This is a genomic window from Pseudomonas sp. B2M1-30 (genome assembly GCF_025447575.1).
Taxonomy (GTDB): domain Bacteria; phylum Pseudomonadota; class Gammaproteobacteria; order Pseudomonadales; family Pseudomonadaceae; genus Aquipseudomonas; species Aquipseudomonas botevensis.
In genome coordinates, this window is sequence record NZ_JAOEJT010000001.1 from 202,074 (window position 1) to 228,459 (window position 26,386).

Annotated in this window: 26 protein-coding genes and 1 riboswitch; of the genes, 9 read left to right on the plus strand and 17 right to left on the minus strand. The window is 62.9% G+C overall.

Annotation, left to right across the window (positions count from 1 at the left end):
* Positions 1 to 89 precede the first annotated feature (89 nt).
* Both N8H74_RS00870 and N8H74_RS00875 read right to left on the minus strand, forming a co-directional pair.
* Positions 90 to 473, minus strand: coding sequence for an MAPEG family protein (locus tag N8H74_RS00870; protein WP_262145857.1), 384 nt, complete (start codon positions 471 to 473; stop codon positions 90 to 92).
* A gap of 37 nt (positions 474 to 510) precedes the next feature.
* On the minus strand, positions 511 to 1,344 hold the full coding sequence (locus tag N8H74_RS00875; protein WP_217829466.1) for an EamA family transporter: 834 nt from the start codon (positions 1,342 to 1,344) through the stop codon (positions 511 to 513).
* Positions 1,345 to 1,562: 218 nt separating this feature from the next.
* Here N8H74_RS00875 and N8H74_RS00880 point away from each other — a divergent pair, with 218 nt between their 5' ends.
* Together N8H74_RS00880 and N8H74_RS00885 are read left to right on the plus strand one after the other, a co-directional pair.
* Positions 1,563 to 2,732 carry an MFS transporter gene (locus N8H74_RS00880; protein WP_262145858.1) on the plus strand — a complete coding sequence of 390 codons (1,170 nt, stop codon included), beginning with the start codon at positions 1,563 to 1,565 and terminating at the stop codon, positions 2,730 to 2,732.
* Between the two features lie 76 nt (positions 2,733 to 2,808).
* Positions 2,809 to 4,074 carry a sodium:proton antiporter gene (locus N8H74_RS00885; RefSeq protein WP_217829464.1) on the plus strand — a complete coding sequence of 422 codons (1,266 nt, stop codon included), beginning with the start codon at positions 2,809 to 2,811 and terminating at the stop codon, positions 4,072 to 4,074.
* On the opposite strand, the gene N8H74_RS00890 is transcribed toward N8H74_RS00885, so the two are convergent.
* Together N8H74_RS00890 and N8H74_RS00895 are read right to left on the minus strand one after the other, a co-directional pair.
* Entirely contained in the window at positions 4,075 to 4,965 is an 891-nt protein-coding gene (locus tag N8H74_RS00890) for a formate/nitrite transporter family protein (protein WP_217829463.1), read from the minus strand.
* A gap of 174 nt (positions 4,966 to 5,139) precedes the next feature.
* Positions 5,140 to 5,544: a hotdog domain-containing protein gene (locus N8H74_RS00895; protein ID WP_217829462.1), complete on the minus strand. Its 405-nt coding sequence runs from the start codon at positions 5,542 to 5,544 to the stop codon at positions 5,140 to 5,142.
* Positions 5,545 to 5,741: 197 nt separating this feature from the next.
* Positions 5,742 to 5,840, plus strand: a riboswitch (S-adenosyl-L-homocysteine riboswitch).
* A 23-nt stretch (positions 5,841 to 5,863) separates the two neighbouring features.
* Between N8H74_RS00895 and ahcY the strand changes: the two genes are divergently transcribed.
* From ahcY to N8H74_RS00915, 4 genes are all read left to right on the plus strand, one after another.
* Positions 5,864 to 7,273, plus strand: coding sequence for an adenosylhomocysteinase (gene ahcY / locus N8H74_RS00900; protein ID WP_217829461.1), 1,410 nt, complete (start codon positions 5,864 to 5,866; stop codon positions 7,271 to 7,273).
* 160 nt (positions 7,274 to 7,433) lie between these two features.
* Positions 7,434 to 8,279, plus strand: coding sequence for a methylenetetrahydrofolate reductase [NAD(P)H] (gene metF / locus N8H74_RS00905; protein WP_217829460.1), 846 nt, complete (start codon positions 7,434 to 7,436; stop codon positions 8,277 to 8,279).
* 150 nt (positions 8,280 to 8,429) lie between these two features.
* Positions 8,430 to 9,242: a transporter substrate-binding domain-containing protein gene (locus N8H74_RS00910; RefSeq protein ID WP_262145861.1), complete on the plus strand. Its 813-nt coding sequence runs from the start codon at positions 8,430 to 8,432 to the stop codon at positions 9,240 to 9,242.
* A 221-nt stretch (positions 9,243 to 9,463) separates the two neighbouring features.
* Positions 9,464 to 11,371 (plus strand): DEAD/DEAH box helicase, encoded by a 1,908-nt coding sequence (locus N8H74_RS00915; RefSeq protein ID WP_262145862.1) that lies wholly within the window; start codon positions 9,464 to 9,466, stop codon positions 11,369 to 11,371.
* A 154-nt stretch (positions 11,372 to 11,525) separates the two neighbouring features.
* On the opposite strand, the gene N8H74_RS00920 is transcribed toward N8H74_RS00915, so the two are convergent.
* The 3 genes from N8H74_RS00920 to N8H74_RS00930 form a co-directional block, all read right to left on the minus strand.
* On the minus strand, positions 11,526 to 12,119 hold the full coding sequence (locus N8H74_RS00920) for a YceI family protein (RefSeq protein WP_262145863.1): 594 nt from the start codon (positions 12,117 to 12,119) through the stop codon (positions 11,526 to 11,528).
* A 32-nt stretch (positions 12,120 to 12,151) separates the two neighbouring features.
* Positions 12,152 to 12,703 (minus strand): cytochrome b, encoded by a 552-nt coding sequence (locus tag N8H74_RS00925; RefSeq protein WP_217829456.1) that lies wholly within the window; start codon positions 12,701 to 12,703, stop codon positions 12,152 to 12,154.
* Between the two features lie 335 nt (positions 12,704 to 13,038).
* On the minus strand, positions 13,039 to 14,829 hold the full coding sequence (locus N8H74_RS00930; RefSeq protein ID WP_262145864.1) for a flavin monoamine oxidase family protein: 1,791 nt from the start codon (positions 14,827 to 14,829) through the stop codon (positions 13,039 to 13,041).
* 222 nt (positions 14,830 to 15,051) lie between these two features.
* On the opposite strand from N8H74_RS00930, the gene N8H74_RS00935 reads away from it, so the two are divergent.
* Together N8H74_RS00935 and N8H74_RS00940 are read left to right on the plus strand one after the other, a co-directional pair.
* Positions 15,052 to 16,458 carry an adenosylmethionine--8-amino-7-oxononanoate transaminase gene (locus tag N8H74_RS00935; RefSeq protein WP_262145865.1) on the plus strand — a complete coding sequence of 469 codons (1,407 nt, stop codon included), beginning with the start codon at positions 15,052 to 15,054 and terminating at the stop codon, positions 16,456 to 16,458.
* A 117-nt stretch (positions 16,459 to 16,575) separates the two neighbouring features.
* Positions 16,576 to 17,295 carry a 16S rRNA (uracil(1498)-N(3))-methyltransferase gene (locus N8H74_RS00940; protein WP_262145866.1) on the plus strand — a complete coding sequence of 240 codons (720 nt, stop codon included), beginning with the start codon at positions 16,576 to 16,578 and terminating at the stop codon, positions 17,293 to 17,295.
* A gap of 25 nt (positions 17,296 to 17,320) precedes the next feature.
* Here the strand turns inward: N8H74_RS00940 and N8H74_RS00945 are convergent, their stop codons facing one another.
* Positions 17,321 to 17,938: a hemolysin III family protein gene (locus N8H74_RS00945; RefSeq protein ID WP_262145867.1), complete on the minus strand. Its 618-nt coding sequence runs from the start codon at positions 17,936 to 17,938 to the stop codon at positions 17,321 to 17,323.
* Between the two features lie 130 nt (positions 17,939 to 18,068).
* Here N8H74_RS00945 and N8H74_RS00950 point away from each other — a divergent pair, with 130 nt between their 5' ends.
* Positions 18,069 to 18,989 carry a LysR substrate-binding domain-containing protein gene (locus N8H74_RS00950; RefSeq protein WP_217829451.1) on the plus strand — a complete coding sequence of 307 codons (921 nt, stop codon included), beginning with the start codon at positions 18,069 to 18,071 and terminating at the stop codon, positions 18,987 to 18,989.
* 74 nt (positions 18,990 to 19,063) lie between these two features.
* Here the strand turns inward: N8H74_RS00950 and madM are convergent, their stop codons facing one another.
* The 9 genes from madM to mdcA form a co-directional block, all read right to left on the minus strand.
* Complete coding sequence (gene madM, locus N8H74_RS00955; RefSeq protein ID WP_217829450.1) at positions 19,064 to 19,828, minus strand: malonate transporter subunit MadM; 765 nt, start codon at positions 19,826 to 19,828, stop codon at positions 19,064 to 19,066.
* Position 19,829: 1 nt separating this feature from the next.
* Positions 19,830 to 20,246, minus strand: a complete 417-nt coding sequence (gene madL, locus N8H74_RS00960) for a malonate transporter subunit MadL (RefSeq protein WP_217829449.1) — start codon at positions 20,244 to 20,246, stop codon at positions 19,830 to 19,832.
* A 64-nt stretch (positions 20,247 to 20,310) separates the two neighbouring features.
* Complete coding sequence (gene mdcH, locus N8H74_RS00965; protein ID WP_262145868.1) at positions 20,311 to 21,231, minus strand: malonate decarboxylase subunit epsilon; 921 nt, start codon at positions 21,229 to 21,231, stop codon at positions 20,311 to 20,313.
* On the minus strand, positions 21,228 to 21,848 hold the full coding sequence (locus tag N8H74_RS00970) for a malonate decarboxylase holo-ACP synthase (protein ID WP_262145869.1): 621 nt from the start codon (positions 21,846 to 21,848) through the stop codon (positions 21,228 to 21,230). Before N8H74_RS00970 ends, mdcH begins: the two co-directional genes overlap by 4 nt.
* A complete protein-coding gene (gene mdcE, locus N8H74_RS00975) occupies positions 21,842 to 22,627 on the minus strand; it encodes a biotin-independent malonate decarboxylase subunit gamma (RefSeq protein ID WP_262145870.1) in 786 nt (261 codons plus the stop codon). Before mdcE ends, N8H74_RS00970 begins: the two co-directional genes overlap by 7 nt.
* Positions 22,624 to 23,475, minus strand: coding sequence for a biotin-independent malonate decarboxylase subunit beta (locus N8H74_RS00980; protein ID WP_262145871.1), 852 nt, complete (start codon positions 23,473 to 23,475; stop codon positions 22,624 to 22,626). The genes mdcE and N8H74_RS00980 overlap by 4 nt, the downstream gene beginning before the upstream one ends.
* Positions 23,468 to 23,767 carry a malonate decarboxylase subunit delta gene (locus N8H74_RS00985; RefSeq protein ID WP_217829444.1) on the minus strand — a complete coding sequence of 100 codons (300 nt, stop codon included), beginning with the start codon at positions 23,765 to 23,767 and terminating at the stop codon, positions 23,468 to 23,470. Before N8H74_RS00985 ends, N8H74_RS00980 begins: the two co-directional genes overlap by 8 nt.
* Positions 23,767 to 24,639 (minus strand): triphosphoribosyl-dephospho-CoA synthase, encoded by an 873-nt coding sequence (locus N8H74_RS00990; protein ID WP_262145872.1) that lies wholly within the window; start codon positions 24,637 to 24,639, stop codon positions 23,767 to 23,769. The genes N8H74_RS00985 and N8H74_RS00990 overlap by 1 nt, the downstream gene beginning before the upstream one ends.
* Positions 24,639 to 26,309: a malonate decarboxylase subunit alpha gene (gene mdcA, locus N8H74_RS00995; protein ID WP_217829442.1), complete on the minus strand. Its 1,671-nt coding sequence runs from the start codon at positions 26,307 to 26,309 to the stop codon at positions 24,639 to 24,641. The genes N8H74_RS00990 and mdcA overlap by 1 nt, the downstream gene beginning before the upstream one ends.
* Positions 26,310 to 26,386 lie beyond the last annotated feature (77 nt).

Sequence of the window (26,386 nt, forward strand, 5' to 3'; positions counted from 1 at the left end):
GGATCAAAGGTGTGATCAAGCGCTGTGTCCACCGATCTCCCTGTGGGGGTGGGCAAGCCCGCGAAGGGGCCGGCACCGACAGCTGAAAATCACACCGACACAATGAAGAAACTGGCTATCAGCCCCATCCCGACAAACCACACCAACGACCGCAGGATCGCCCAGTCCGCCAGGTAGCAAATGATGTACAGCAGGCGACTGGTGATGAACAGCACCGCCAGCACGTTCACCGTCACCAGCTCAGCCGTGCCCACCAGATGCGCGACCAGCACCGCCGCGACAAACGCCGGGGTGACTTCGAAGCCGTTGAGCTGCGCGGCATGCGCGCGGCGGGCCAGACCGTTGAGGCTTTCGAGAAAGTCCCGGGGGTCGTGATTGTCACTGAGTCTGTAACCACCCGCGACCTTCGCCACCACCGTACACAGGTAAGGCAAAAAGATCGCGATCAACACGCACCAGAGAGCCACCGTCATAACGCCGTCCTTTTTTCAGTCATTGGAATGAGGGCGGTCAGAACTTCATCACCAGCATGCCGATCAGTACCAGCCCACAGGCTAAGAGCCGTGGCCGGCCGAAAGGTTCTTTCAGGTAGCGCATGCCGAACAGGACCACCAGGATCACACTGATTTCCCGCAACGCCGCCGCTTCGGCAATCGAGCCCAGCTGCATCGCCCACAGCACCAGAGCGTAGCTGAACAACACGCAGAACCCGACCGCCAGCCCCAGCTTCCACTGCTCGCGCCAGAACTGCATGAACGCCGGGCGCTTCGCCACCCACGCCAGCAGCGGAAACGGCCAGGCACTGAGCAGCGTGACCCACATCAGGTAATCCAGCGGATGTGACCAGCGCCGCAACGCCTGACCATCGATGTAGGTGTAGCAGCCGATGCACAGCCCGATCAGCGCCACCACCGGCAGCATCGACCACGGCAACCGCGCTCCGCCACCACCCTGCCAGAGCAGGCAGACCATGCCGAACGGGATCAGCAGGATGCCGAAGATCTGCTGCGGGCTCAGCACCTCCCCGGCGAAAATCAGGGTCAGCGCCAGCACCACTAAAGGCGACAATCCGCGCATCAACGGATAGACCAGCCCGAGGTCGCCAACCCGGTAGGCCTGGATCAGCAGGTAGCGATAGAGCAGCTCGAACGCCGCCGAGGCGAGAATCCACGGCCAGATATCCAGCGGCGGCAGCTTCACGAAGGGCAATGCCACGGCGACGAACAACAGCGCCACGGTGTCCATGCAGGCCACGACCAGCAAGCGTTCGGCGCTGAATTTGATCAGGGTATTCCATGCAGCGTGCAGCAGCGCCGCCACCAACACCAGAACCGTCGCCAACACCCCAGCACTCCTTATTTGTTCTGCAGTCGAGCCAATTAGTCAGATTATTGATTCGCGATGTGTCAGCAGCTGTTTATACTGCAAACGACCACGCCGCACTCAGTTGCGCACAGACTAATTCCAATAATTCCTGCCTGCCCCGTTCTCGTCCGAGACCGGTCGTCGGCCTGCGTATGCCTGATCACAGCGTCAAGACCAAAACGACAGAGACCTTGCGCATGCCCCTCGCCTTGCTTGCACTGGCCGTTGCCGCCTTCGGTATCGGCACCACTGAATTCGTCATCATGGGCCTGTTGCCTGATGTCGCCCGCGACCTAGCCGTGAGCATTCCCCACGCCGGCCTGCTGATTACCGGCTACGCCCTGGGTGTGGTGTTCGGCGCGCCGATCCTGGCGATCGGCACCGCAAACATGCCACGCAAGGCCACGCTGCTGGGAATGACGCTGATGTTCATCCTCGGCAATGTGCTCTGCGCACTGGCGCCGAACTACGCGACGCTGATGGCCGCACGAGTGGTCACCGCACTGTGCCATGGGGCGTTTTTCGGGATTGGCTCGGTGGTCGCCGCCGGTCTGGTCGCGCCGAACAAACGGGCGCAGGCGATCGCCATGATGTTCACCGGCCTGACCCTAGCCAACGTCCTCGGCGTACCGCTGGGCACCGCGCTCGGTCAGTACGCCGGCTGGCGCTCGACGTTCTGGGCAGTGTCGGTGATCGGCGTGATCGCCGCCCTCGCCCAATGGCTGTGGCTGCCCCGGCACATCCCGATGGACAGGGCCAACCTCGCCAGCGAATTCAAGGTGCTGGGCAAGGTCAACGTGTTGCTGGCGCTGGGCATGAGCGTGCTGGCATCCACCAGTCTGTTCAGCGTGTTCACTTACATTGCACCGATCCTGCAAGACATCACCGGCGTCAGCCCCCACGGCGTGACCGTGATGCTGCTGTTGTTCGGCGTCGGCCTGACCGGCGGCAGCATGCTCGGCGGTCGCCTGGCGGACAGCCGCCTGCTGCCGTCGCTGGTCGGCGTGGCATTGGCGGTGGTGGTGATTCTGGCGGCATTCAGCCAGACCAGTCGCTTGGTGATTCCGGCGGCGATCACTCTGGTGCTGTGGGGGATCTTCGCCTTCGCGCTGTGCCCGATCCTGCAACTGCTGATCATCGATCAGGCCCATGAGGCGCCGAACCTCGGCTCGACCCTGAACCAGAGCGCCTTCAACCTGGGCAACGCAACCGGAGCGTGGCTCGGCGGGCTGGTGGTCGCCAGCGGCACCGACCTGGCAAACCTGCCATGGACCGGGGCGCTGGTTGGCGTGCTGACCGTGTTGGCGGCGCTGTTCTTTATTTATCTGCAACGTCGGAGCGTGGCTGCGGTCAATGTGTCTGGCTGATTGCGGGGTGCCTGTGAGCGCCGCCTCACCCACCCCATCAAACCCCACTTTCCATCCCTCATCCAAAGGACCCCGGATGCTTGAGCTTGTCGCCGCTTTCATCTGCCTCACCACCCTCCTCACCTTCGTCAACTTCCGCTTCATCGGCCTGCCCCCGACCATCGGCGTGATGGTCACCGCGCTGATGTTCTCCCTGGCACTGCAAGGCCTGAGCCTGCTGGGTTACCCCGGCCTGGAAGAACGCGTCCAGCAACTGATCGGCCAGATCGACTTCGGTGATCTGCTGATGAACTGGATGCTGTCGTTCCTGCTGTTCGCCGGCGCCCTGCACGTCAATCTGAATGACCTGCGCAGCTATCGCTGGCCCATCGGCCTGTTGGCGACCTTCGGCGTGTTGATCGCCACCGCCGTGATCGGCAGCCTCGCCTACTACATCTTTGCCCTGTTCGGCTGGCACGTGAGTTTCCTCTACTGCCTGCTGTTCGGTGCGCTGATTTCGCCGACCGACCCGATCGCAGTACTGGGTGTGCTGCGTACCGCCAATGCCTCGAAGCCACTGAAAACCACCATCGTCGGCGAATCGCTGTTCAACGATGGCACCGCCGTGGTGGTGTTCACCGTGCTGCTGGGCATCGCGCAGCTGGGTGAGACGCCGACACTCGGCGCCACGGCCATGCTGTTCGCCCACGAAGCCATTGGCGGCGTGCTGTTCGGCGGGCTGATCGGTTATCTGGTGTACCTGATGATCAAGAGCATCGAGCAGCACCAGATCGAAGTGATGCTGACCCTGGCGCTGGTGATCGGTGGCTCGGCGATGGCCACCGAACTGCACGTTTCGGCGCCGATCGCGATGGTGGTGGCCGGGCTGATCATCGGCAATCTGGGCCGCAACCTGGCGATGAACGACATGACCCGCAAGTACCTCGACGGTTTCTGGGAATTGCTCGACGACATGCTCAACGCCCTGCTGTTCGCGCTGATCGGCATGGAGCTGTTGCTGCTGCCGTTCAACTGGCTGCATGTGGCGGCGGCGAGTCTGCTGGCCCTGGCGATCCTGCTCTCGCGCCTGCTCACCGTGGCCCCGGCCATCGTCCTGCTGCGGCGCTGGCGCACGGTGCCGAGCGGCACCATTCGCATCCTCACCTGGGGCGGGTTGCGTGGCGGTGTTTCAGTGGCGCTGGCCCTGGCCCTGCCGCTGGGGCCGGAGCGCGATCTGTTGCTGAGCATCACCTACATCGTGGTGTTGTCGTCGATCCTGTTGCAGGGCCTGACCATTGGCAAACTGGTCAAGCACGCAACGCGCAACGAGCCGGCGACCGTGGCCGAGCCGGCGCATCACTGATCATTTTTTGATCGACTGCGGATCGGGATTTTTCCCGGCCCGATCCGCACCTTCCTTCGGCGCGCCGCTTTCGCTGCGAATCTGCGCATGGCTGATCAGGGCGAAGATAAAACTGCCGCCGATGATGTTCCCCGCCAGCGTCGGCCCGGCAAACACCGCCCAGAAATCACTCCACGGCAGCTCGCCGGCAAACACCAGATACGACACCTCCGCCGAGCCCACGACAATGTGGGTGAAATCGCCGAGGGCCATGAAGTAGGTGATGAGGATGATGATCCACATCTTCGCGCTCTCCATGGACGGAATCATCCAGACCATGGTGGCGATCATCCAGCCGGAAACGATGCCTTTGGCGAACATCTGACTGGCGCTGTGTTCCATGACCTTGCGACCGATTTCGAGGAAGGCGACGTCGGTCTTGCTGTCGAAGATCGGCAACTCCAGCATTACGAACGCCACCAGCAGCGTGCCGCACAGGTTGCCGAACAGCACCACCGTCCACAGCCGCAGCAGTCGGCCGAAATTGCCGAGTGTCGGCTTGGTCATCACCGGCAGCACGGCGGTCAGGGTGTTTTCGGTGAACAGTTGCTGACGGGCGAGGATCACCGCGAGAAAACCGGCGCAGTAACCGAAACTGGCGATCACCTTGAACCCCTCGCCGTCGGGCAGGCGCGAGTTGAGCAGGCCCATGCCCATCAGCGACAGGCCCATGGTCAGCCCCGCCGCCAGCGCCGACCACCATAAGGCGGCGATGCTGCGCTCCAGTTCCTGGTCGCCCTGGGTGCGGATGATTTCATGCAGAACCGCCGCGCGGGGCGGCTGGTTTTTCTCGACTTCGTGCTGTTCCTTGGCGGAGAGGTCGGGGGTCTTGCCGGAGGTCGGAGTGGTCATGGCGTGCGAACCGTGGGGGTGTCATTTAGCTACGACACGCGCGGTTCGCGACTGTTCATTGGCCACGAGAATCTCTGCGCCTGCTGAAATCGCCTTCGCGGACAAGCCCGCGCTCACAGCGGATCAAGCGATCCTTGTGGGAGCAGGCTTGCTCGCGAACGGCACGCCGCGATTTTACTGGTCGACTTCCTCGTCCTTGAACTGATCCTTGACGTACTTGATCTCGGTCCGCCCGTGCGGCGCCGGCAAGCCATCTTCGCCAAGGTTGACGAAAACCATTTTCTCGACGGTCAGGATGCTCTTGCGGGTGATCTTGTTGCGCACTTCGCAAGTCAGGGTGATCGAGGTTCGGCCGAACTCGGTGGCGGTGATGCCCAGTTCGATGATGTCGCCCTGGCGCGAGGCGCTGACGAAGTTGATTTCGGAGATGTACTTGGTCACCACGCGCTGATTGCCCAACTGGACAATGGCGTAGATCGCCGCCTCTTCGTCGATCCAGCGCAGCAGACTGCCGCCGAACAGGGTGCCGTTGGGGTTGAGATCTTCGGGTTTTACCCATTTGCGGGTGTGGAAATTCATGCTCGCTCCTGACGTCTTGCCCAATGATGGTGGCCATCATGTCAGACCCAACGGTCACGCTCCATGAGCCATCCGCTATGGCCATCATTGGCAATCTTCATCTGGCCGACAGAAACCCTTTGGAAGATCAGTCTAGACGGCTATAATCGCCGGCGTTTCAAAACGGTAACCTTCACTTGCTACCGTTTTCCCGCCACCTGTCCGAGGGGCGCTGCAGCAGGTTCAACCTGTCAGGCTCGGATGGGGCGTTGACTGGCCAAGGCCGGACACTAAACGCACAACGGCGCCCATTCGCATACTTTACGAATGGAGGCTCTTCATGAGCGCTGTAATCACGCCTGCAGATTTTACCGACTACAAAGTCGCCGACATGTCCCTGGCTGCCTGGGGCCGTCGCGAAACCATCATCGCCGAGTCGGAAATGCCAGCCCTGATGGGTCTGCGCCGCAAGTACGCTTCCGAGCAGCCGCTCAAGGGCGCGAAAATCCTCGGTTGCATCCACATGACCATTCAGACTGCCGTGCTGATCGAGACCCTGGTTGCCCTGGGTGCCGAAGTACGCTGGTCGTCCTGCAACATCTTCTCGACTCAGGATCAGGCCGCCGCGTCCATCGCTGCTGCCGGCATCCCGGTTTTCGCCTGGAAAGGCGAGACTGAAGAAGAGTACGAGTGGTGCCTGGAGCAGACCATCCTCAAGGATGGCCAGCCATGGGACGCCAACATGATCCTCGACGACGGCGGCGACCTGACCCAGCTGCTGCACGACAAGTACCCACAGGTTCTGGATCGCGTTCACGGCGTGACCGAAGAGACCACCACCGGCGTTCACCGTCTGCTGGACATGCTGGCCAAGGGCGAGCTGAAGATCCCGGCCATCAACGTCAACGACTCGGTGACCAAGTCCAAGAACGACAACAAGTACGGCTGCCGTCACAGCCTGAACGACGCGATCAAGCGCGGCACCGACCACCTGCTGTCCGGCAAGCAAGCGCTGGTCATCGGCTACGGTGACGTGGGCAAGGGTTCGGCCCAGTCCCTGCGTCAGGAAGGCATGATCGTCAAGGTTTCCGAAGTTGACCCGATCTGCGCCATGCAAGCCTGCATGGACGGTTTCGAACTGGTTTCGCCGTTCATCGACGGTATCAACGACGGCACCGAAGCAAGCATCGACAAAGCGCTGCTGGGCAAGATCGACCTGATCGTGACCACCACCGGTAACGTCAACGTTTGCGATGCGAACATGCTCAAAGCCCTGAAGAAGCGCGCCGTTGTCTGCAACATCGGTCACTTCGACAACGAAATCGACACCGCTTTCATGCGCAAGAACTGGGCATGGGAAGAAGTGAAGCCACAGGTACACAAGATCCACCGTACCGGCCCGGGCGCTTTCGACGCTCAGAACGACGACTACCTGATCCTGCTGGCCGAAGGCCGTCTGGTGAACCTGGGCAACGCCACCGGTCACCCGAGCCGCATCATGGACGGTTCGTTCGCCAACCAGGTTCTGGCACAGATCTTCCTGTTCGGCCAGAAGTACGCCGACCTGTCGCCAGCCCAGAAAGCCGAGCGCCTGACCGTTGAAGTTCTGCCGAAGAAACTCGACGAAGAAGTGGCCCTGGAAATGGTTCGCGGCTTCGGCGGCGTGGTCACTCAACTGACCAAGCAGCAGGCTGACTACATCGGCGTGACCGTCGAAGGCCCGTTCAAGCCGCACGCTTACCGCTACTGATCGACGCGGCCGCCCGCTCTCCCTGTGGGGGCGGGCTTGCCCGCGAAAGCGGTGTGTCAGACGACATCGATGCCGGATGTGCTGACGCCTTCGCGGGCAAGCCCGCTCCCACATGGGTTATGCCTGCGCTCCCGGCTTACGAGTTTCCAAGGGTATGACCATGTCCCAAGAACGTCGCTACAGCTTCGAGTTCTTCCCGACCAAGACCGATGCTGGGCAAGAAAAACTGCTCGCCACTGCCCGTCAGTTGGCAACTTACAATCCCGACTTCTTTTCCTGCACCTATGGCGCTGGTGGTTCGACCCGTGATCGCACCCTCAACACCGTGCTGCAGCTGGAAAACGAAGTGAAAATCCCCGCCGCGCCGCACCTGTCGTGCGTCGGCGACAGCAAGGACGACCTGCGCGGCCTGCTGAGCGAATACAAGGCCGCCGGCATCAAGCGCATCGTTGCCCTGCGTGGCGACCTGCCGTCCGGCATGGGCATGACCAGCGGTGAGCTGCGTCACGCCAATGAGCTGGTTGAATTCATTCGTGAAGAAACCGGCGGGCATTTCCACATTGAAGTCGCCGCTTACCCGGAAATGCATCCGCAAGCGCGCAACTTCGAAGACGATATCGCCAACTTCGTACGCAAGGCCAAGGCCGGCGCCGACAGCGCGATCACCCAGTACTTCTTCAACGCCGACAGCTATTTCTACTTCGTCGACCGTTTGCAGGCCGCGGGCGTGGACATTCCAGTCGTGCCGGGGATCATGCCGATCACCAACTACAGCAAACTCGCGCGCTTCTCCGATGCCTGCGGTGCGGAAATCCCGCGCTGGATCCGCAAGCAGCTGGAAGCCTACGGCGACGACACCCAAAGCATTCAGCGCTTCGGCGAGCAGGTCGTCACCGACATGTGCGAGCGTCTGTTGCAGGGCGGCGCGCCAGGGCTGCACTTCTATTCCATGAACCAGGCAGAACCCAGCCTGGCGATCTGGAATAACCTGAAGCTGCCGCGTTGAAACAGCCACACGCTGAACGCTGACAGATTCACGCAAGATCAAAAGATCGCCGCCTGCCGCAGGCGGCGATCTTTTGCTTTTAAATCCCCGAATTAGAGCTTGTGCAGGCACTTTCTGGCTCTTTCCGGTTTCTCGTCGTAATCTCAAGCCATGCCTTTGATCACGCAATTATTCGCCGTGCTGGTTTTTGCTTGCCTGAGCTTTGCAGCCCGGGGCGAGAAGTTGCGTATTGTCACCGAGCCGTGGGCGCCTTACGTGTATGAGGAGAACGGCAAAAACCTCGGTCTGGACTACGAAACCACCGCCATTGTGTTCAAGCGCCTGGGAATCGAAGTCGAGTGGCAGTTCCTGCCGTGGAAACGCTGCCTATCCATGCTCGAAACCGGCCAGGCCGACGGCGCGCTCGACATCTTCCACAGCGACGAACGCGACGCCACCCTGCTCTACCCCAGCGAACCGCTGTCGGACGTGGAGTTCGTGCTGTTCTACGCCAACGAACGTCCCCATCCATTTCGCTCCCTCGATGAGCTCAAGGGCCTGACCATCGGCACCTCGCCGGGTTATCTGTACAGCCCGGACTTCCGCGAATCTCCGCTCTTTACCCGCGAGCCGGCGCCGACCCACGAGGCCAATTTCGGCAAACTGGTGCGCGGACGCATCGACCTGCTGATTACCGACCGCCGGGTCGGCCAGCATTTGCTCGATGAGCTGGACATCCGCGACAAAATTACTGAAAACCCCACGGTCATCAGCCGTCAGAGCCAGTTTCTCGCGGTGCGACGCAATGCAGGGATGGATTTGCTGGTGCAGCGTTTCGGTGCCGAACTCAAGCGTTTCAAGCGTGAACCGGCCTACGCCGAGCTGAGCGCCCGCTATGGCGCAGACCCTTCCCTGGGCGTTCCGCCGGGCACCGCCACCGCCAGCGGCAAAACCGTTGAGCAGCAGGAACGCAGCGCACAGTGATTGCTCTGTTATACTCCGGCCTCCCGCCAGGCTCACGCCCGGACGCGCGGAACCGTAACAGGCCTCTCGACCCGCTACAGCGCAGCTTTTCAGCCCGCGCGAGCGCTCCAGACGTGCCTTCGGGACCGTAGCAGGACCGGACGGGATTGCGTCCTCTTAAACGCCATTCGCGCCAGGCAAGACTCCCATTGGGCCAAGCCCTAACTAAAACAGGATTACTCATGTCCTTTGCTTCCCTCGGTCTCTCCGAGGCTTTGGTCCGCGCTATCGAAGACGCGGGCTATACCGAGCCTACTCCGGTGCAACAGCGGGCCATCCCCGCCGTGTTGCAAGGTCGCGACCTGATGGTCGCGGCACAGACAGGTACTGGTAAAACCGGCGGTTTCGCCCTCCCGATCCTGGAGCGGTTGTTCCCCAACGGTCACCCGGACAAATCCCAGCGTCACGGCCCGCGCCAACCCCGCGTACTGGTCCTGACCCCGACCCGCGAACTCGCGGCCCAGGTTCACGACAGCTTCAAGATCTACGCCCGTGACCTGAAATTCGTCAGCGCCTGCATCTTCGGCGGCGTCGGCATGAACCCGCAGGTCCAGGCCATGGCCCGTGGCGTCGATGTGCTGGTAGCGTGCCCCGGCCGTCTGCTCGACCTCGCCGGACAAGGCAGCATCGACCTGTCCCACGTCGAAATCCTCGTGCTCGACGAAGCCGACCGCATGCTCGACATGGGCTTCGTCCATGACGTGAAGAAAGTCCTCGCGCGTCTGCCGGCCAAGCGCCAGAACCTGCTGTTCTCGGCGACCTTCTCCAAAGACATCACCGACCTCGCCGGCAAGCTGCTGCACAACCCGGAACGCATCGAAGTGACGCCGCCGAACACCACGGTCGAGCGCATCGAGCAACGCGTTTTCCGTCTGCCGGCCAGCCACAAGCGTGCGCTTCTGGCCCACCTGATCACCGCTGGCGCGTGGGAACAGGTACTGGTGTTCACCCGTACCAAGCACGGCGCCAACCGTCTGGCCGAATACCTGGACAAACATGGCCTGCCGGCCGTGGCGATCCACGGTAACAAGAGCCAGAACGCCCGCACCAAGGCCCTGGCCGACTTCAAGGCCAACGAAGTGCGCATTCTGGTCGCCACCGACATCGCCGCCCGTGGCCTGGACATCGACCAGTTGCCACACGTGGTCAACTTCGAACTGCCGAACGTCGATGAAGACTACGTACACCGCATCGGTCGTACCGGTCGTGCCGGTCGTTCGGGCGAGGCGATCTCGCTGGTCGCGCCGGACGAAGAAAAACTGCTGAAAAGCATCGAACGCATGACCAAGCAGAAAATCGCCGACGGCGACCTGATGGGCTTCGACGCCAGCACCATCGAAGCCGAGAAACCGGAAGCCCGTGAACGTCCGGACATGCGCAACCCGCGCAATGCCCGTGGCCCGCGCGGCGACGGCCCGAATGGCGGTGGCGGCGGTCGTAAAGACAAAGGCAAGGACAAGGGCAAGGAAAAACCGGCCGGCGAGCGCGGTGAGCGTAGCGAACGGGGTGAACGCGGCGAGCGTCCTGCCCGTCAGCAGAAGCCACGCGAAGGCACCCCGGCCCGCGAACAGCGCCAGCCAAGTCAGCCGCCACGCGCCGCTGCCGATCGGGCGCCGGATGAATTCCTCGACGACGATATCGATAACTTCGGTAACCGCGTCGACTACGTGCCGAAGCAGGCTCCGGCCGGCGGGCGTGGTCGTCGTCCTGGCGGTGGCCAGGGTCAGGGCGCAGGCTCGGGCGCACCGCGCAACGGTCAGTCGCAAGGTCGCCAAAACGGCCCACGCAGCAATGGCGGCGGTTCGAGCAGCGGCTCCGGCACCGGCACACCGCAGGGCAAACGCAACGGTCCGCGCAACGGCGCACCGCGTGACGGCCAGGGTCGTCGCGACGAGTCCTCGCGCAACCGCCGCCCGGCCCGTGACGATCAGCAGCGCGCCGAACCGGCCGTGCAGAACCCGCGCAGCAGCGGGCCGAAGATCATGCACAAGGAATCGAAAGCCGACCGCTTCCCGACGCCTGAGCAGCTCGATCAACTGCCAAGCCGTCCGCGCGGCGAAAAACCGGCCTTGCTGACCCGCAATCGCTGAGTTTTTCCCTGCACTGAAAAATGCCCCTGACGGGGCATTTTTTATGGGCGACACCTTCCGCCACGGGAACCCGGCGACGCTGGCGAAATATGTCAGGCAATAAAAAACGCCCCCGGCCACAAGACCGGGGGCGTTTTTGTGTGTCGGGCGAAAATTACTTCGCTTTCACACCTTCGAACGAGATGTACAGGTCGACGTTGTTCGACGCCGGGCCCAGATCCATCATCTTGCCGAAATCCTGGCGATTGATGCTGGTGGTGCCTTCGAAGCCGGCACGGTAGCCGCCCCATGGATCCTTGCCTTCGCCCAGGAACACAGCCTTGACCACGATCGGCTTGGTCACGCCGTGCAGGGTCAGGTCGCCGGTCACGTCGGCAGTGTCTTTGCCGGCGGCGTTCTTGCCGGTGGATTTGACGCTGGTGGAGACGAACTTGGCGTCAGCGAATTTGCCCACGTCCAGGAAGTCTTTGCTGGCGATGTGCTTGTCGCGCTCGGCGTGGTTGGTGAACACGCTGGCGGTGCGCACGTTGAATTCGATCTTGCTGTCTTCAGGCTTGGCGGCGTCGAAGCTGAACTTGCCGTCGATGTCCTTGAAAGTACCGGTGATGTAGCTGTAGCCCAGGTGGCTGATCTTGAAGTCGACAAAGGCGTGCTGGCCTTCCTTGTCAACGGTGTAATCGGCGGCCATTACGTTGGCGGACAGTACGGCGGAGCCGATTGCCAGAGCGGCCAGAGTCTTTTTCAACATGCTTTCTTTTCCTTTGGAGTCGAGGTTGAACATCAGGCTTTGCGGCCGAGCATTCGAGTCAGGGTCGCATCACGATCAATAAAGTGGTGCTTCAATGCTGCCAACGCATGGAGGCCGGAAAAAATTACCAGCGCCCAGGCCAGGTACAGATGAATCACCCCAGCGGTATCTGCCTGATCCGGTAGTCCGGAAATCAATGCAGGGACTTCAAACAGGCCAAACACCGGAATCCCGACACCGTCTGCGGTGGAAATCAGGTAACCGGCAAGCATCACAGCGAACAGACCGAAATACAGAAACGCGTGGCCGAACTTTGCGCCGATGCGCGTCATGCGGCTGTAGCTATCCAGCGTCGATGGCGGCGGGCTGACAAAGCGCCACAGCACCCGTAACAGCATCACGCCCAGCAGCACCAGACCGATGCTCTTGTGCAGATCCGGCGCGTCTTTGCGCCAGGTGCTGTAGTAATCCAGCCCTACCATCCACAGGCCGAGCGCGAACAGTCCGAAGACCGCCAGCGCCACACCCCAGTGCATAAAGATGCTGACCCAACCGTAGCGCGAAGAAGAGTTACGTAGCTGCATTGCCCAAATCCTGTGAGAACTGCGAACCAAGACTAGCGAGTTATCTATCGAATTAAAGCGGAAAATTTCGCTTTGAAATATCGAGAAATACGATCAAGAGTCTGTAAGTGGTGAGTTAAGGAAAGATTAAAGGCCAACGCGTGGCGAGAGATTAGTGCGTAGATCGCAGATTTTCTTTGCCTGATCCGCCCTCTTCGCGGGCAAGCCGTATTCCACGGCATACCGTACTCACCGGCATGACTTGGTCAAAAGTGTGAGCAGATTTTCGCGAAGATGATCTTGCAGGCAAAAAAAAGCGCGGCCTCAGAGCCGCGCTTTTCTGTTCACCACAAGGCTTACTGCGCCTTGGTCTCGGTGCTTGCCGCCGGTTTTGCCGCTGGCTTCTTGGCTGGCTCGGCCTTTTTTGCCGGGGCCTTGGCCGGAGCCTTTTTCGCGTCGGACTTGGCTGCAGGCTTCTTCGCCGTCGATTTGGCCGGGGCCTTTTTCGCCGGTTCGGCTTTTACCGGAGCGGCTGGCTTCGGCGCTTCCACCGGGGCGGGTGCTGGGGCCGGCGTCGGTGCAGGCGCTGGCGCTGGCGCAACCGGAGCTGGCGCAGGCGCCGGGGCCTTGGCCGGCTCTGGCTTCTTGTCGTCGTCCGAACCACCGAACAGGTTGCTGAAGAAGTTGCCCTTCTTCGCCGCCACCGCACCACCGGCCGCACCTGCTGCCACAGCGGCAGCCGCGGCTGTCGGGCCGACCTTGACCGGCTCGAACGACTTGCCGGCCGCCAGGTCCTCAACCTGACCGGCCGCGCGCTGACCAGTGCGCAGCGCACCTTCCAGGGTGCCCGGATACAGGGTGTCGGTGTGTTCGCCGGCAAACGCTACGCGCTGCAACGGACGCTCCCACAGGCGCCAGTATTTGCTGATCTGGCCAGGACCGAACGCCAGGTAAGAACCGCCCGTGGACGGGTCGGTGCTGTAGCGACGGATTTCATAACCGGTGAACGAGCCACGGGCCTGTGGATAGAAGGTGTGCAGACGAATCAGTACCTGATCGGCCATCTGCTTGTCGCCGAAGGCCTGCATCACTCGCGCGTTATCGCCGGACAGGTTGATCACCACGTTGGCGCCACCCTTGAGCGCCGGTTCGATCCACAACATGCCAAGGCCGGTGTTGCTGAAGATCTCGCCGGACATCCGCGCCTTGCTTTCCCAGACCGGCGTCTTGAACTTCAACATGATCTGGTCGCGCCAGCCGTAGTTGGTGCCCTTGATCGCGGCCAGATGCTGGGCGTCCAGCGCCGGGATCATCTGAATGTTGTTCAGCGCGCGCAGCGGCACGGCCAGCACCACGTAATCGGCCTGATAACCCACGCCGCCGACCTTGACGGTCACGCCGTCCTTGTCCTGGGTGATGGCGGAAACCGGCGAGCTGGTCTTGATGGTCTTGATCTGCTTGACGAAGGCCTGAGCCAGCACCGCGCTGCCGCCGACCAGGCGCGAAGCCCGCAGGTCGCGGTCGGACACGCCACGGTAAACCCGGCTCTGCTGCGCGAAGTACAGCAGCGACAGGCGCGACGGCTCGTCGTAGCGAGTGCGGATCTGCTGGTTAATCAACTGACGCGCAGTGGCTGGCAGGTTCTGCTTGTCGAGCCAGTTCGACACGTTGATCTGATCCAGTGCATGCAGGGTGTTGGTGGACGCCGGGTTCTGCGGATCGTCGATCGAGCGCGCCAGGTCGTCGAGGGTTTTCTCGTAGCGTTTCAGCGCCTCGGCGGTGGCCGGCTGTTTGGTCGCCAGATCGGCGGCGGAGAAGTACTCGCCATCGATCAGGTAGCCCGGCGTCCGCACGAACTCAGGCGCCGGTGTGGTGCTCAGCTTGAACGTCGAGACGTACTTGTTCAGCACCGGCTGGGTCTTGTCGTTGCCGATCCACTCGCTGGTGGCCATGCCGGAGCGACCGCCCAGGCTCGGCTTGGCTTCCAGCAAGGTCACCTGCCAGCCCTTGTTCTGCAGCTCGTAAGCCGCCGTCAGGCCCGACAGGCCGCCGCCGATCACGATCGCGGTTTTATCCTTGGCCAGCGCCGTAACGCTGAACAGCCCCAACACCACCAGCGCACAGGCGCGCAGCCAACCGACAGACATTCAGCGAACTCCGGAAATACACGGGAAAAAAGCAGTTTTGCGGGCCAGTCGACCCAAAGAACCGCGAAGAATACGTCAGCCATCAAAACGCCGCCAGCGACGTCTATCGACCTATGGAAAGTAGCTCAATCGACACAATGGGTTGTCCCCGGCCGACGCATTGCATAGGCTTGCGCGATTGTTTGCCCGCGCCCGACGCGAGCCGCCTCGAGGAGACTGTAAATGGGCCTGAATAATCAGTGGATGCAACGCGATCTCGCGGTTCTGTGGCATCCCTGCACCCAGATGAAAGACCACGAACAGCTGCCGCTGATCCCGATCAAGCGCGGTGAAGGCGTCTGGCTGGAAGACTTCGAAGGCAAGCGCTACCTGGATGCCGTCAGCTCCTGGTGGGTCAACGTGTTCGGTCACGCCAACCCGCGCATCAACCAGCGCATCAAGGATCAGGTCGATCAGCTGGAGCATGTGATTCTGGCCGGTTTCAGCCATCAGCCAGTGATCGAGCTGTCCGAGCGCCTGGTGCAGATGACGCCGGCAGGCCTGAACCGGGTGTTCTACGCCGATAATGGTTCGTCGTGCATCGAAGTCGCGCTGAAAATGAGCTTTCACTACTGGCTCAATCGCGGTCAGCCGAACAAGAAGCGCTTCGTCACCCTGACCAACAGCTACCACGGCGAAACCATGGCGGCGATGGCGGTCGGTGACGTGCCGCTGTTCACCGAGACCTACAAAGCGCTGCTAATGGACACCATCAAGGTGCCAAGCCCCGATTGCTACCTGCGCCCGCAGGGCATGAGCTGGGAAGAGCACTCGCGCAACATGTTCGCCGCCATGGAACAGACCCTCGCCGAAAACCACGACAGCGTCGCGGCGGTGATTGTCGAGCCGCTGATCCAGGGTGCCGGCGGCATGCGCATGTATCACCCGGTCTACCTCAAGCTGCTGCGCGAGGCCTGCGACCGTTATGGCGTACACCTGATCCACGACGAAATCGCCGTCGGCTTCGGCCGCACCGGGACGATGTTCGCCTGTGAGCAGGCCGGTATCCGTCCGGATTTCCTCTGTCTGTCGAAAGCCCTGACCGGCGGTTACCTGCCGCTGGCGGCGTGCCTGACCACCGATGAGGTCTACAGCGCGTTCTACGACGACTACCCGACCCTGCGCGCGTTCCTCCACTCCCACAGCTACACCGGCAACCCGCTGGCCTGTGCGGCGGCGCTGGCAACGCTGGACATCTTCGAGCAGGACAACGTCATCGAGAACAACCAGGCCCTGGCGCAACGCATGGCTTCGGCCACCGCGCACCTGATCGATCACCCGAACGTGTCCGAGGTGCGCCAGACCGGCATGGTGCTGGCGATCGAGATGGTCAAGGACAAGGCCACCCGCGAGGCCTACCCGTGGCAGGAGCGGCGCGGCCTGAAAGTGTTCCAGCATGCGCTGGAGCGTGGCGCGCTGCTGCGTCCGCTGGGCAGCGTGGTGTATTTCCTGCCACCGTACGTGATCACCCCGGAGCAGATCGACTTCCTTGCCGAAGTCGCCAGCGAGGGCATCGACATCGCCACCCGCGACAGCGTCAGCGTGGCGGTGCCGAAAGACTTCCATCCCGGCTTCCGCGATCCGGGTTGAGTCCGTTCGCGAGCAAGCCCGCTCCCACATGGGAATGCTTTTCCTTGTGGGAGCGGGCTTGCCCGCGAATGAGGCCGACACCGATTCAACTGATTCACTTTTTTCCAGAGATCCGAAATGAGACTGTCCCGCTTCTTTATCGACGCCCCTCTGAGCCTCGGCGAACACGAATTGCCGGAGGCCCAGGCGCATTACATCAGCCGCGTGCTGCGCATGGTCGAGGGTGATGCGGTGCAGATGTTCGACGGCTCCGGCCATGAATTTCTTGGTGCATTGGCAGAAGTCGGCAAGAAACGTGTGGTGGTCCGCATCGATGAGCAATTTGCCGGTCAGATCGAATCGCCGTTGCAGATCCACCTCGGCCAGGGCCTGTCCCGGGGCGAGCGGATGGACTGGGCGATCCAGAAAGCCACCGAACTGGGCGTGACTGAAATCACCCCGATCTTCAGCGAACGCTGCGAAGTCCGGCTCAAGGACGAACGCGCCGACAAGCGCCTGCTGCACTGGCGTCAGGTGGCGATCAGCGCTTGCGAGCAATGCGGTCGTTCGCGGGTGCCGGTGATTCATCCGCCGGTGCTGCTGGCCGACTGGCTGAAGCAGACCGAGGCGGATCTGAAACTGGTTTTGCATCCCGTGGCCGAACCTTTGATCAGCCATGCCAAACCGGCGACCCTGGCGTTTCTGATCGGGCCGGAGGGCGGTTTGTCCGACGCCGAAGTCGAACAGGCCAAGGCCAACGGTTTCCACGCCGCCCGCCTCGGGCCACGAGTGCTACGCACCGAAACCGCGCCGGTGGTAGCGCTGGCGGTGGCCCAGCAGCTTTGGGGTGACTTCTAACTCGCGGCTCCCACAAGTCGAAGGATTACAGGACGTAAAACCAGATCGCGACAAAGTGCAGCAGGCTCCCGGCAATCACGAACAGATGCCAGATCCCGTGGGCATGCCGCAGGCGATGGTCGAGGGCGAAGAAGATGATGCCCACGGTGTACAGCACACCACCCGACGCCAGCCAGGCAAACCCCGCCGTCCCCAGCGCGGCGATCAGCGGCTTGACCGCCACCAGCACGATCCAGCCCATCACCGCGTAGATCACGATCGACAGAACCCGCGCTTCAGAGCGCGGCTTGATCTCCTGCAGGATGCCGATCAACGCCAGTCCCCAGACGATCCCGAACAGCGTCCAGCCCCACGGCCCACGCAGCGTCACCAGGCAGAACGGGGTGTAGCTGCCGGCGATCAGCAGGTAGATCGAAAAGTGATCGACCTTCTTCATGATCACTTTCTTGCGCCCGCGCACGCTGTGGTAAACGGTCGAAGCGCTGTAGAGCACCAGCAAGGTAAAAGCGTAGATCGCCACACTGACGATCTTCCACGGACTGCCGTCGAGGCTGGCGATCACCACCAGCCAGATCCCGCCGACAAACGCCGCCACCGCCCCGACCAGATGCGTCCAGGCGTTGAGTTTTTCCCCGTGATACATGTGTCGCCCACCTCCCATTCTTGACCACAACGCGCAAGGCTCGGGCCTTGAGCGTAAAAGCGCAATGTTTCCGTTCAACATGTGCGCAAAAGGCGGGCACAATCGGCCGATACCAAAAAGAGTCCGCGCCATGCTGATCGACGAAGAATTGACCCTGAAGAAACTCGAGGTGTTCCTCGCGTTCATGCGCACCGGCAACCTCGCCCGCGCCGCCGCAGAATTGCAGACCAGCAACGTCAGCGTGCATCGCGCCATCCACTCACTGGAAAGCGCCCTGCGCTGCCCGCTGTTCAAACACGAGGGTCGCAACCTGACGCCGCTGGAAAGCGCCTACGTGCTCGAAGAACGGGCGCAGAAGCTGATCCAGGATGTGGTCGAAAGCGTGCGCCTGACCCGCGAGGCCGCCGGGTTCTCCGCCGAACGCTTCAAACTCGGCTCGCTGTATTCGCTGACGGTGAAGACCGTGCCGCAGCTGATCATGGGCCTGAAAATCCGCCGCAGCGAACTCAACATCGACCTGATCCTGGGCTCGAACATCGACCTGTTGTACAAGCTGAAGAACATGGAAGTCGACGCGATCCTGGTGTCGCTGGACGACAGCATCAACGACCCCGACTGCGAGCAGATCCCGCTGTTCTCCGACGACATCTTCCTCGCCACCCCGGCGGATTCACGTTTTGCCCAGCGTCGTGAAGTGGATTTGGCTGAGGTGCGCGACGAAACCTTCATCACCCTCACCCAAGGCTTCGCCACCCATCAGGACGGCATTCGGGTGTTCCGCCAGGCGGGGTTCGAGCCGAAGGTGGCGATGCAGGTCAACGACATCTTCACCCTGCTGAGCATGGTCAGTTCCGGGGTGGGTTATGCGTTGCTGCCGGGGAGGATTGCGGCGGTGTACGAGAACCGGGTGAAGCTGATTCCGTTGCAGGAGAAATACCGGTTGCAGCAGCACATCGGGGTGGTGTTTTTGAAGGCCAAGGAGCGCGATCCGAACTTGCTGGCGTTGCTGGCGGAGTGTCGGATGTATGCCAATCGCCAGTCGGCGGTGTGATCAATAGCAGATAAGCCTACCCCCAGCCATCTCCCCCAAGGGGGCGAGGGCTGGGGTGAGGGGGCTTTTGATCTTCAGCCCACAATCCCGCGAACAATGAAGAACAACAGCGAAGGCCCAAGCAGACACCCAAGCCCGGTATGGAACGTGGCCGTCAGCGCGCCGTAAGGCACCAACCGCCGGTCCGTCGCCGCCAGCCCGGCGGTCACACCGCTGACCGTGCCGGCCAACCCGCCGAACACCATCGCCGAGCGCGGGTTGTCCAGGCCCATCCAGCGTGCCGCCACCGGGGTGCCGACCATCACCAGAATCGCCTTGATCAACCCAGTAGCAATCGACAGCGCCATCACATCCGAAGTCGCGCCAATCGCCGCGCCCGTTACCGGTCCGACGATATAGGTCACCGCACCGGCGCCGATGGTGGTCATGCTCACCGCATCGCGATAACCGAAGGCCCAGGCCATGCACGCGCCGACAATGAACGGCAGCACCGTGCCCAGCAGCAAGGCGATCACGCCGATCAGCCCGGCCTTCTTCGCCTCGGTGGCCTGCACTTCAAATGCGGTCGCCACGATCGCAAAATCCCGCAGCATCGCCCCGCCCATCAGGCCGATGCCGGAGAACAGCGTCAGATCCGCCAGCCCCTTCTGCCCACCGGTCATGGTGCCGCCGACCCAGGCCAGCACCAGACCGATGACGATGGCAATCGCCGAGCCGTGAATCCGTCCGAACGTCAGGCGTCTGGAGAGAATCACCGAGACCCACATGATGACGCCGACGAAGGCGAAAGCGGTGATCAGACCGTTGTGTTCCAGACCTTTTTCGATGAGATCCCACATATCAGCGACCTCCTGCCGGGGCGACGGTCGGCGCGGTTTCTACCGGTTCGTCGGGCAACGGTTCACCTTTGTGGGTCCGGCTGATCAGGGCAATGGTGCAGCCGCAGACCAGCACCGAACCGATTGCCGCCAGCACCGCCACCGGGCCGCCATGCAGCGCGGTGACGACGTTCTGTTGCGCGGCCATCGCCACCACTACCGGAATGTACATGGCGCCCCAGAAGCCGACGCCCATCTCGCAGTCCTTGGTCATGCCGCCGCGCTTTTGCATCCACAACCGCGCGCAGATCAGCAGGATCATGGCAATGCCGACCCCGCCCACGTTGGATTTGACCCCCAGCAGCACGCCAAGCAGGTCACCCATGATCACTCCCGCCAGCGTACAGATCGCCAGCAGCGCCACACCGTAAATAATCATTGTTGTAGTCCTCAAAGTGCATCGTCGAATGTTGTTTTTGTTGTTCGAAGCTTGAGTCGGCGGTCTAGGGTCGGCGGCCATCCTCCTCACGCAACAGCGCTTGCAGGGTGTCGAGCCGGGCACTGTCGAAGGCAGTGACCGTGCCCTGTTCGAACACCCGGCGCGCCAGCCCGGTCAGCACCGCACCGGGCGGCAGTTCGATTTGTAATCGCACGCCGCGCTCGTAGGCGCTTTGCACGGTGCCGCGCCAATCCACCACGCGGCACATGTTGAAGGCGAGGTCATCGCGCAGGGCGTCGACCTTGACCAACGGGCGCGCGCGGCTGCCGCTCAGGTAAGCGATGTTCGGCGACTGCATCGGCACCCTGGCGAACGCTTCGGCAAGGGCCTGCGCGGGTTCATCGAGCAGCGGACAATGGGACGGCACACTCACCGCCAACCGTTTCGCCAACCCCGCGCCGCAACTGCGCGCCAGTTCGGCGACCGCGTGCATGGCCGGGTCGCTGCCAGCGATCACCACCTGGTTATCGGCGTTGATGTTCGCCAGGTAAACCGGTGATTCGCTGCCGTGGACTTGCGCGACCAACGCCTCGACCGTCGCCAGTGGCAGACCGGTGATGGCGGTCATGCCGAAGCCTTGTGGACAAGCCTGCTGCATCAGCTCACCGCGCAGGCTGACCAGATGCAGCGCATCGCCGAAACCCAAGGCCCCCGCCACTACCGCCGCCGGATACGCACCGATGGACAGGCCGGCCACGTAATCCACGGTTGACCCGTCTTGCAACAACTGGCGCGATGCAGCCACACCCGCAATCAGTAAACACAACTGCACGGCGCGGGTGCTGCGCAACGCTTCAGACGAATCCAGCAAACCGACGTCTTCACCGAGCACATCACTGGCCTCGACCAGCGTTTCCCGAGGCAAACGCCGGAGCATGCCCGGCTGCTGCGCGCCCTGACCGGGGAACACCAGCAGGCTGCTCACGCGGCCTGCTCCTGCGGATTCCACGGATCGCTGACCAGGCAGGCCTGCCGGGCATTTTTCAGCAGCACCCGCGAAGAAGCGCCAGCCCACTCACGCAGCGCCACCGCACCGAACGGCGTCTGCAATTGCAGGTCGACCCGGCATTCAGCCTGATCGAAAAACGCCACCAGCTTGCGCGCCTGATTGCGCGCCAGCCATTGTGGCGTGCGCAGGATCAGATCCAGATCGCTGGCCGCGTGCATCGCGGCAAACCCGCTCGCCAGTTCGAACCCGACACTGCCGCTGACACCCCACACCCAACCGCAGTCATCGAGCATCGGCCGCAGTTGCTTGAGGGCACGCAGAGCCGGCAGATCACGCGCGCTGTCGACATGACACAGCGCCTCAGGACTGACCCGGTGCGCAATCGAATCGATCGCCATGAACCCCGCCAGACGCTGCTCGCGCGATACCCCGCGCAGGCCCACGGCAATCTGCCCATCGACGCTCAACGCCCGGCGCACCACCACCGGTTGCCCGGCGCGCAGTGCGTCGATGGCCCACTGCGGCGCCTCCGCCGGCAACTGCTCCGGGGTCATGCCCCAGAGCAAGTCGTGGGCCAGTGGCAGGCTCACCACTGCGCCCTCAGCAATTCACGCACCCGGCTGGAAGCCGCGCGATTGGCGGCGCCGAGACGATTGCTCAGATCACCACTGGAGACATCGCCGATGGCTTGCTTCAGGCACTCGGTCACCCGCGCCAGATCCTCCGCCGTCGGTTGCTCGATCTGCTGCACCGACAGGGTTTCCCACAGCAGCCCGAGGCTGGCGTAGCTGTCGATGTCATAGGCCATGGGCGGCACGCTGGACGCCAGGGCTTCGAGTTCCTCGACACTGCGCAAGGTCACCCGTGCCGCCGAAGCCTTGCCCATCGCATGCACCATCACCCCCGGATCGCGCAGGGCAATCAGCCGGTTGGCCTGATAGCCATGGGCGAGAAACGCCCCGGACATCGCCTTGCCCACCAGCAGCGCGATCACCGGATGCCCGGCCAGTCGCGCACGGGCATAGGCATCCGCCGCGCCGGCCAGGGCCTGATGAATGCCGAGGGCTTCTTCGCGACGCCCGTAGGCCTGACTCGGTACATCGACGATGGCGATCAGCGGACGCTTGTGCATCTGCTCACGGTCGGCGCTGATGGCGTCATCCACGGCCTTTGCCAGTCCCCAGCCTTCCAGCAGCCCCACCTCGCCGTTGCGGGCACGGGGGAAACGGTTGTCCGGATCGGCCACCACCGCCAGCAAACGCCCGAGCGCCACGTCGGCCACCCGCAGCGACGGCGGCAGGCCACCCAGCGCTTTTGCGCCGGCGCTCAAGGCGTTGAACCAGTTCAAGCCCCGCAGGGAATAGCCACTCATGAGCGCTCTCCTTGATACAGATCGCGAACCATCGACGGTTCGATTTGCGGCCCGGTTTCAAGGCCCGCCAGACGTTGCAGGAACCATTCGGCACGCTGGCTGCGCGGTTGCGGCGGCAAGCCTTGTTGCAGCAGTTCGCCGACCTGATCGCGAATCTGCGCCACGTCATCGGCGACGTAACGATCCACCAAGCCACTGGCGAAACGCTGCTCGCCGCCGGTCAGGCTCCAGATGAACGGGCGGTCGCGAGAGTCGTACTCCTCGATCCCGGCTTCCTGTTCGATGACCTGCGGGCCGTTCAGGCCGAGGCGTGCTTCCTGAGTCACCAGCAGATAGCTGCACAACCCGGCGGCAATCGACATGCCGCCAAAACACCCGACGCTGCCCGCCACCACGCCGACCACCGGCTGGTATTGCTGCAAATCGACAATCGCCGCGTGGATGTCGGCAATCGCCGCCAGTCCGAGGTTGGCTTCCTGCAAGCGCACGCCGCCGGTTTCCAGCAGCAGGATCGCGCGGGTCGGGATGCCCTTGCGGTTGTCCTCGGCGGCCAGTTCCAGCGCACCGGCAATCTTCGCCCCGCCGACTTCGCCGAGGCTGCCGCCCTGGAACGCGCCTTCGATGGCGGCGATCACCACCGGCAAACCGTCGAGGCTGCCCTTGGCGATCACCACGCCGTCATCGGCCTGGGGCACCACGCCCTGGCGTTCCAGCCACGGCGACATGACCCGTTGAAACGGATCGAGCAATTCGCGAAAGCTGCCGGCATCGAGCAAGGCTTTCGCCCGTTGCCGCGCACCGAGTTCGACGAAGCTGTGCTTGTTCAGAAGCGCTGCGCTGTCAGTCATGGCCGATCTCCTCGAAGCCCTGTTCCAGACGCAGGCGTACCACGCCGGGGGTCGCGCCGAAGTCGTGGATATCGATGCTCATGGCCGGCGGCGTGGTGCCGTCGAACATCCGCGCGAACAGGTGCTGCCAGCGCTGTTCGCTGCCATTGACCGAAGTCTGCACGTTGATGGTCAGGCGCCCGGCCAGACCCGGTTCGATCAGCACTTCCAGATCGCCCGAGCCGACACAGCCCACCAGCGCCCGACCGCGTGGCGGCTGCCCGGCGGGGAATTCAAAGGATAGGGTTTCCATCAAAACGCTCCCTGAAGGATGCCGTCGCGCTCGATTCGGTCGAGCAGCAGCGTGGCGGCGAGCAAGTCGGCGGCGCCACCGGGCGAGGCATTCAATGCGATGAGTTGTTGATCCAGTTCGTGCAGGCGACGGCGACCACCGAGGCTGGCGCTGCCACCGGCGTCGAGTACTGATCGGGCACCGTGCTGCATGGCGTGCAGGCCTGGTTCACCGGCGCGATACAGCACACAGGTGTCAGCCAGTTCGGTCATGATCGCCAGCAACGCGTCGAGCCGGGCGTTCTGTTCGCCATGGCCGGCGATGCGGCTGCGTTTGAGTTGCGGCAGGCCGCGTTGCATCACCGAGGGAAAGCCGAGTTGTGCTTCTTCGCGGGCGCCCCGGGCGCCGTAGCGTTGCGCGACTTGTGCGCCGTGGCTCATTGGACGCGGCGCATCGCGATCCTCCAGCAACGCCAGGCGGGCGGCGCGCAACGTGACCGCGCCGGCACCGCTGGCCGGTGGCGCCAGCGCGGCGGCGCTGACCAACAGACCCAGCGCCCAGATCGCGCCGCGATGGGTATTCACGCCGTGGGTGGTGGCGAGCATGGCTTGCTCGCCTTCACGACCGATTCGACCGATCGCCTCGCGCAGCGGTATCCCGACTTCGCCGATTTCGGCGGCCGCTTCGGCCATCTCCTTGAACGCCGGCCACAAGGCCAGCGCCGAGGCGTGCATCAGGCCCAGGTGCAGATCGCTGTGGGCACCGTTGCCACGACGGTCGACCAGCGCCGGTTTCGGTGACAGGTCGGCCTCGTCGATCAACGCGTCCACCGCCAGATCCGCCAGACGCTCGGCCAGGCTGAGGCTTCTCGCTTGCAGGTTGAGTGCGTGCATTACCAGCTCCTGAACTTGGCGGGCGGGTTGTAGAGGCCGCCGGACCACTCGACCAGATCGGCCACGCTTTTCGCCGCCAGCAGTTCGCGGGTGGCGTCGGTGCGGCGGATGCCGAGGTCTTCGGGCAAGGCGATCAAGCCTTCGCGGCGCATGCGTTCGGTGTCTTTCGGGTTGTGCCGCAAGCCGATGGCGGTGACCCCGGCCACGGCGGCGATCATTGCCTGGCGCTCTTCCAGCGAGCGGGCCTTGTACAGGTAGGCGATGCCTTCTTCGGTGAGCAAGTGGGTGACGTCGTCGCCGTAGATCATGATCGGCGCCAGCGGCATGCCGCTTTTCTTCGCCACCTCCACGGCGTCGAGGGTTTCGACGAAGGTCGGTTTGCCGCCCTCCTGGAACGTCTCGACCATTTGCACCACCAGCTTCTTGCCGCGTTCGAGCATCGGTTGCTGCGAATCGTCGTGGCGCATGTCGAGCCACGCCGGGGTGCCGTGACGCCGTCCGCGCGGGTCATGGCCCATGTTCGGCGCACCACCGAAACCGGCAAGACGGCCACGGGTGACCGTCGAGGAATGCCCATCACCATCGACCTGCAAAGTGGCGCCGATAAACAGATCCACCGCGTATTGCCCGGCCAGTTGGCAGACCATCCGGTTCGAACGCAACGAGCCGTCGCGGCCGGTGAAGAACACGTCGGGGCGGGCGGCAATGTACTTTTCCATGCCCAGTTCGGTGCCGAAGCAATGCACGCTCTCGACCCAACCGCTTTCGATGGCCGGGATCAGGGTCGGGTGCGGGTTGAGCGTCCAGTTGCGGCAGATCTTGCCCTTGAGGCCGAGGGATTCGCCATAGGTCGGCAGGATCAGCTCGATGGCGGCGGTGTTGAAACCGATGCCGTGGTTGAGCGACTGCACGTTATGTTTTTCGTAGATGCCACGGATCGCCATCATCGCCATCAGCACATGCACAGGCTTGATGTGCCGAGGGTCGCGGGTGAACAGCGGTTCGATGTAGAACGGCTTGTCCGCCACCACCACGAAATCCACCCACGATGCCGGGATGTCCACCCGTGGCAGTTCGCTGACGTCGTCGACCAACTGGTTGACCTGGACGATGACGATGCCGTCGCTGAATGCCGCCGGTTCGATCAGCGCCGGCGTGTCTTCGGTGCTCGGGCCGGTGTAGATGTTGCCGGCGCGGTCGGCCATGAACCCGGCCGAGAGCACGACGTTGGGGATCAGGTCCACCACCAGCCGGGCGTAGAGTTCGATATAGGTGTGGATCGCGCCGATTTCCAGCAGGCCGTCTTCGAGCAACTGGCTGATGCGCAGGCTCTGGGTGCCGGCAAAGGAGAAATCGAGCTTGCGGGCGATACCCCGTTCGAACAGGTCGAGGTGCTCGGAACGGCCGACGCTGGGCATGATCATGTGCAGGTCGTGGAGCTTCTGCGGATCAGCCTTGGCAAGGGCACGGGAGAGGAAATCCGCCTGCTTCTGGTTGTTGCCTTCCAGCACCACGCGGTCGCCGGGCAGGATCAGCGCTTCGAGCGCCGCGACGATCCTGTCGGTTGGCAACACCGCACCGTCGGCCAGACCACGCACCCGGTCGAGGCGACGCTGTTTCTCGTCACGCCGCCGCGTCCAGCGCGAGTCGGGGGAAATTGTTGTTGTCATGCTCACTCCACGGGGTTCGCTGTCGTGGAGCTACCTTAGGAGTGTCGGGTGGGGGCATCAATCAAGCGCGGTGGTGA

What these genes read in the sequence shown, in the direction of transcription:
- N8H74_RS00870 (WP_262145857.1), bottom strand. Translation starts at nt 473, where the DNA reads ATGACGGTGGCTCTCTGGTGCGTGTTGATCGCGATCTTTTTGCCTTAC.
- N8H74_RS00880 (WP_262145858.1), top strand. Translation starts at nt 1,563, where the DNA reads ATGCCCCTCGCCTTGCTTGCACTGGCCGTTGCCGCCTTCGGTATCGGC.
- N8H74_RS00885 (WP_217829464.1), top strand. Translation starts at nt 2,809, where the DNA reads ATGCTTGAGCTTGTCGCCGCTTTCATCTGCCTCACCACCCTCCTCACC.
- N8H74_RS00890 (WP_217829463.1), bottom strand. Translation starts at nt 4,965, where the DNA reads ATGACCACTCCGACCTCCGGCAAGACCCCCGACCTCTCCGCCAAGGAA.
- N8H74_RS00895 (WP_217829462.1), bottom strand. Translation starts at nt 5,544, where the DNA reads ATGAATTTCCACACCCGCAAATGGGTAAAACCCGAAGATCTCAACCCC.
- ahcY (WP_217829461.1), top strand. Translation starts at nt 5,864, where the DNA reads ATGAGCGCTGTAATCACGCCTGCAGATTTTACCGACTACAAAGTCGCC.
- metF (WP_217829460.1), top strand. Translation starts at nt 7,434, where the DNA reads ATGTCCCAAGAACGTCGCTACAGCTTCGAGTTCTTCCCGACCAAGACC.
- N8H74_RS00910 (WP_262145861.1), top strand. Translation starts at nt 8,430, where the DNA reads ATGCCTTTGATCACGCAATTATTCGCCGTGCTGGTTTTTGCTTGCCTG.
- N8H74_RS00915 (WP_262145862.1), top strand. Translation starts at nt 9,464, where the DNA reads ATGTCCTTTGCTTCCCTCGGTCTCTCCGAGGCTTTGGTCCGCGCTATC.
- N8H74_RS00920 (WP_262145863.1), bottom strand. Translation starts at nt 12,119, where the DNA reads ATGTTGAAAAAGACTCTGGCCGCTCTGGCAATCGGCTCCGCCGTACTG.
- N8H74_RS00925 (WP_217829456.1), bottom strand. Translation starts at nt 12,703, where the DNA reads ATGCAGCTACGTAACTCTTCTTCGCGCTACGGTTGGGTCAGCATCTTT.
- N8H74_RS00930 (WP_262145864.1), bottom strand. Translation starts at nt 14,829, where the DNA reads ATGTCTGTCGGTTGGCTGCGCGCCTGTGCGCTGGTGGTGTTGGGGCTG.
- N8H74_RS00935 (WP_262145865.1), top strand. Translation starts at nt 15,052, where the DNA reads ATGGGCCTGAATAATCAGTGGATGCAACGCGATCTCGCGGTTCTGTGG.
- N8H74_RS00940 (WP_262145866.1), top strand. Translation starts at nt 16,576, where the DNA reads ATGAGACTGTCCCGCTTCTTTATCGACGCCCCTCTGAGCCTCGGCGAA.
- N8H74_RS00945 (WP_262145867.1), bottom strand. Translation starts at nt 17,938, where the DNA reads ATGTATCACGGGGAAAAACTCAACGCCTGGACGCATCTGGTCGGGGCG.
- N8H74_RS00950 (WP_217829451.1), top strand. Translation starts at nt 18,069, where the DNA reads ATGCTGATCGACGAAGAATTGACCCTGAAGAAACTCGAGGTGTTCCTC.
- madM (WP_217829450.1), bottom strand. Translation starts at nt 19,828, where the DNA reads ATGTGGGATCTCATCGAAAAAGGTCTGGAACACAACGGTCTGATCACC.
- madL (WP_217829449.1), bottom strand. Translation starts at nt 20,246, where the DNA reads ATGATTATTTACGGTGTGGCGCTGCTGGCGATCTGTACGCTGGCGGGA.
- mdcE (WP_262145870.1), bottom strand. Translation starts at nt 22,627, where the DNA reads ATGAGTGGCTATTCCCTGCGGGGCTTGAACTGGTTCAACGCCTTGAGC.
- N8H74_RS00980 (WP_262145871.1), bottom strand. Translation starts at nt 23,475, where the DNA reads ATGACTGACAGCGCAGCGCTTCTGAACAAGCACAGCTTCGTCGAACTC.
- N8H74_RS00985 (WP_217829444.1), bottom strand. Translation starts at nt 23,767, where the DNA reads ATGGAAACCCTATCCTTTGAATTCCCCGCCGGGCAGCCGCCACGCGGT.
- N8H74_RS00990 (WP_262145872.1), bottom strand. Translation starts at nt 24,639, where the DNA reads ATGCACGCACTCAACCTGCAAGCGAGAAGCCTCAGCCTGGCCGAGCGT.
- mdcA (WP_217829442.1), bottom strand. Translation starts at nt 26,309, where the DNA reads ATGACAACAACAATTTCCCCCGACTCGCGCTGGACGCGGCGGCGTGAC.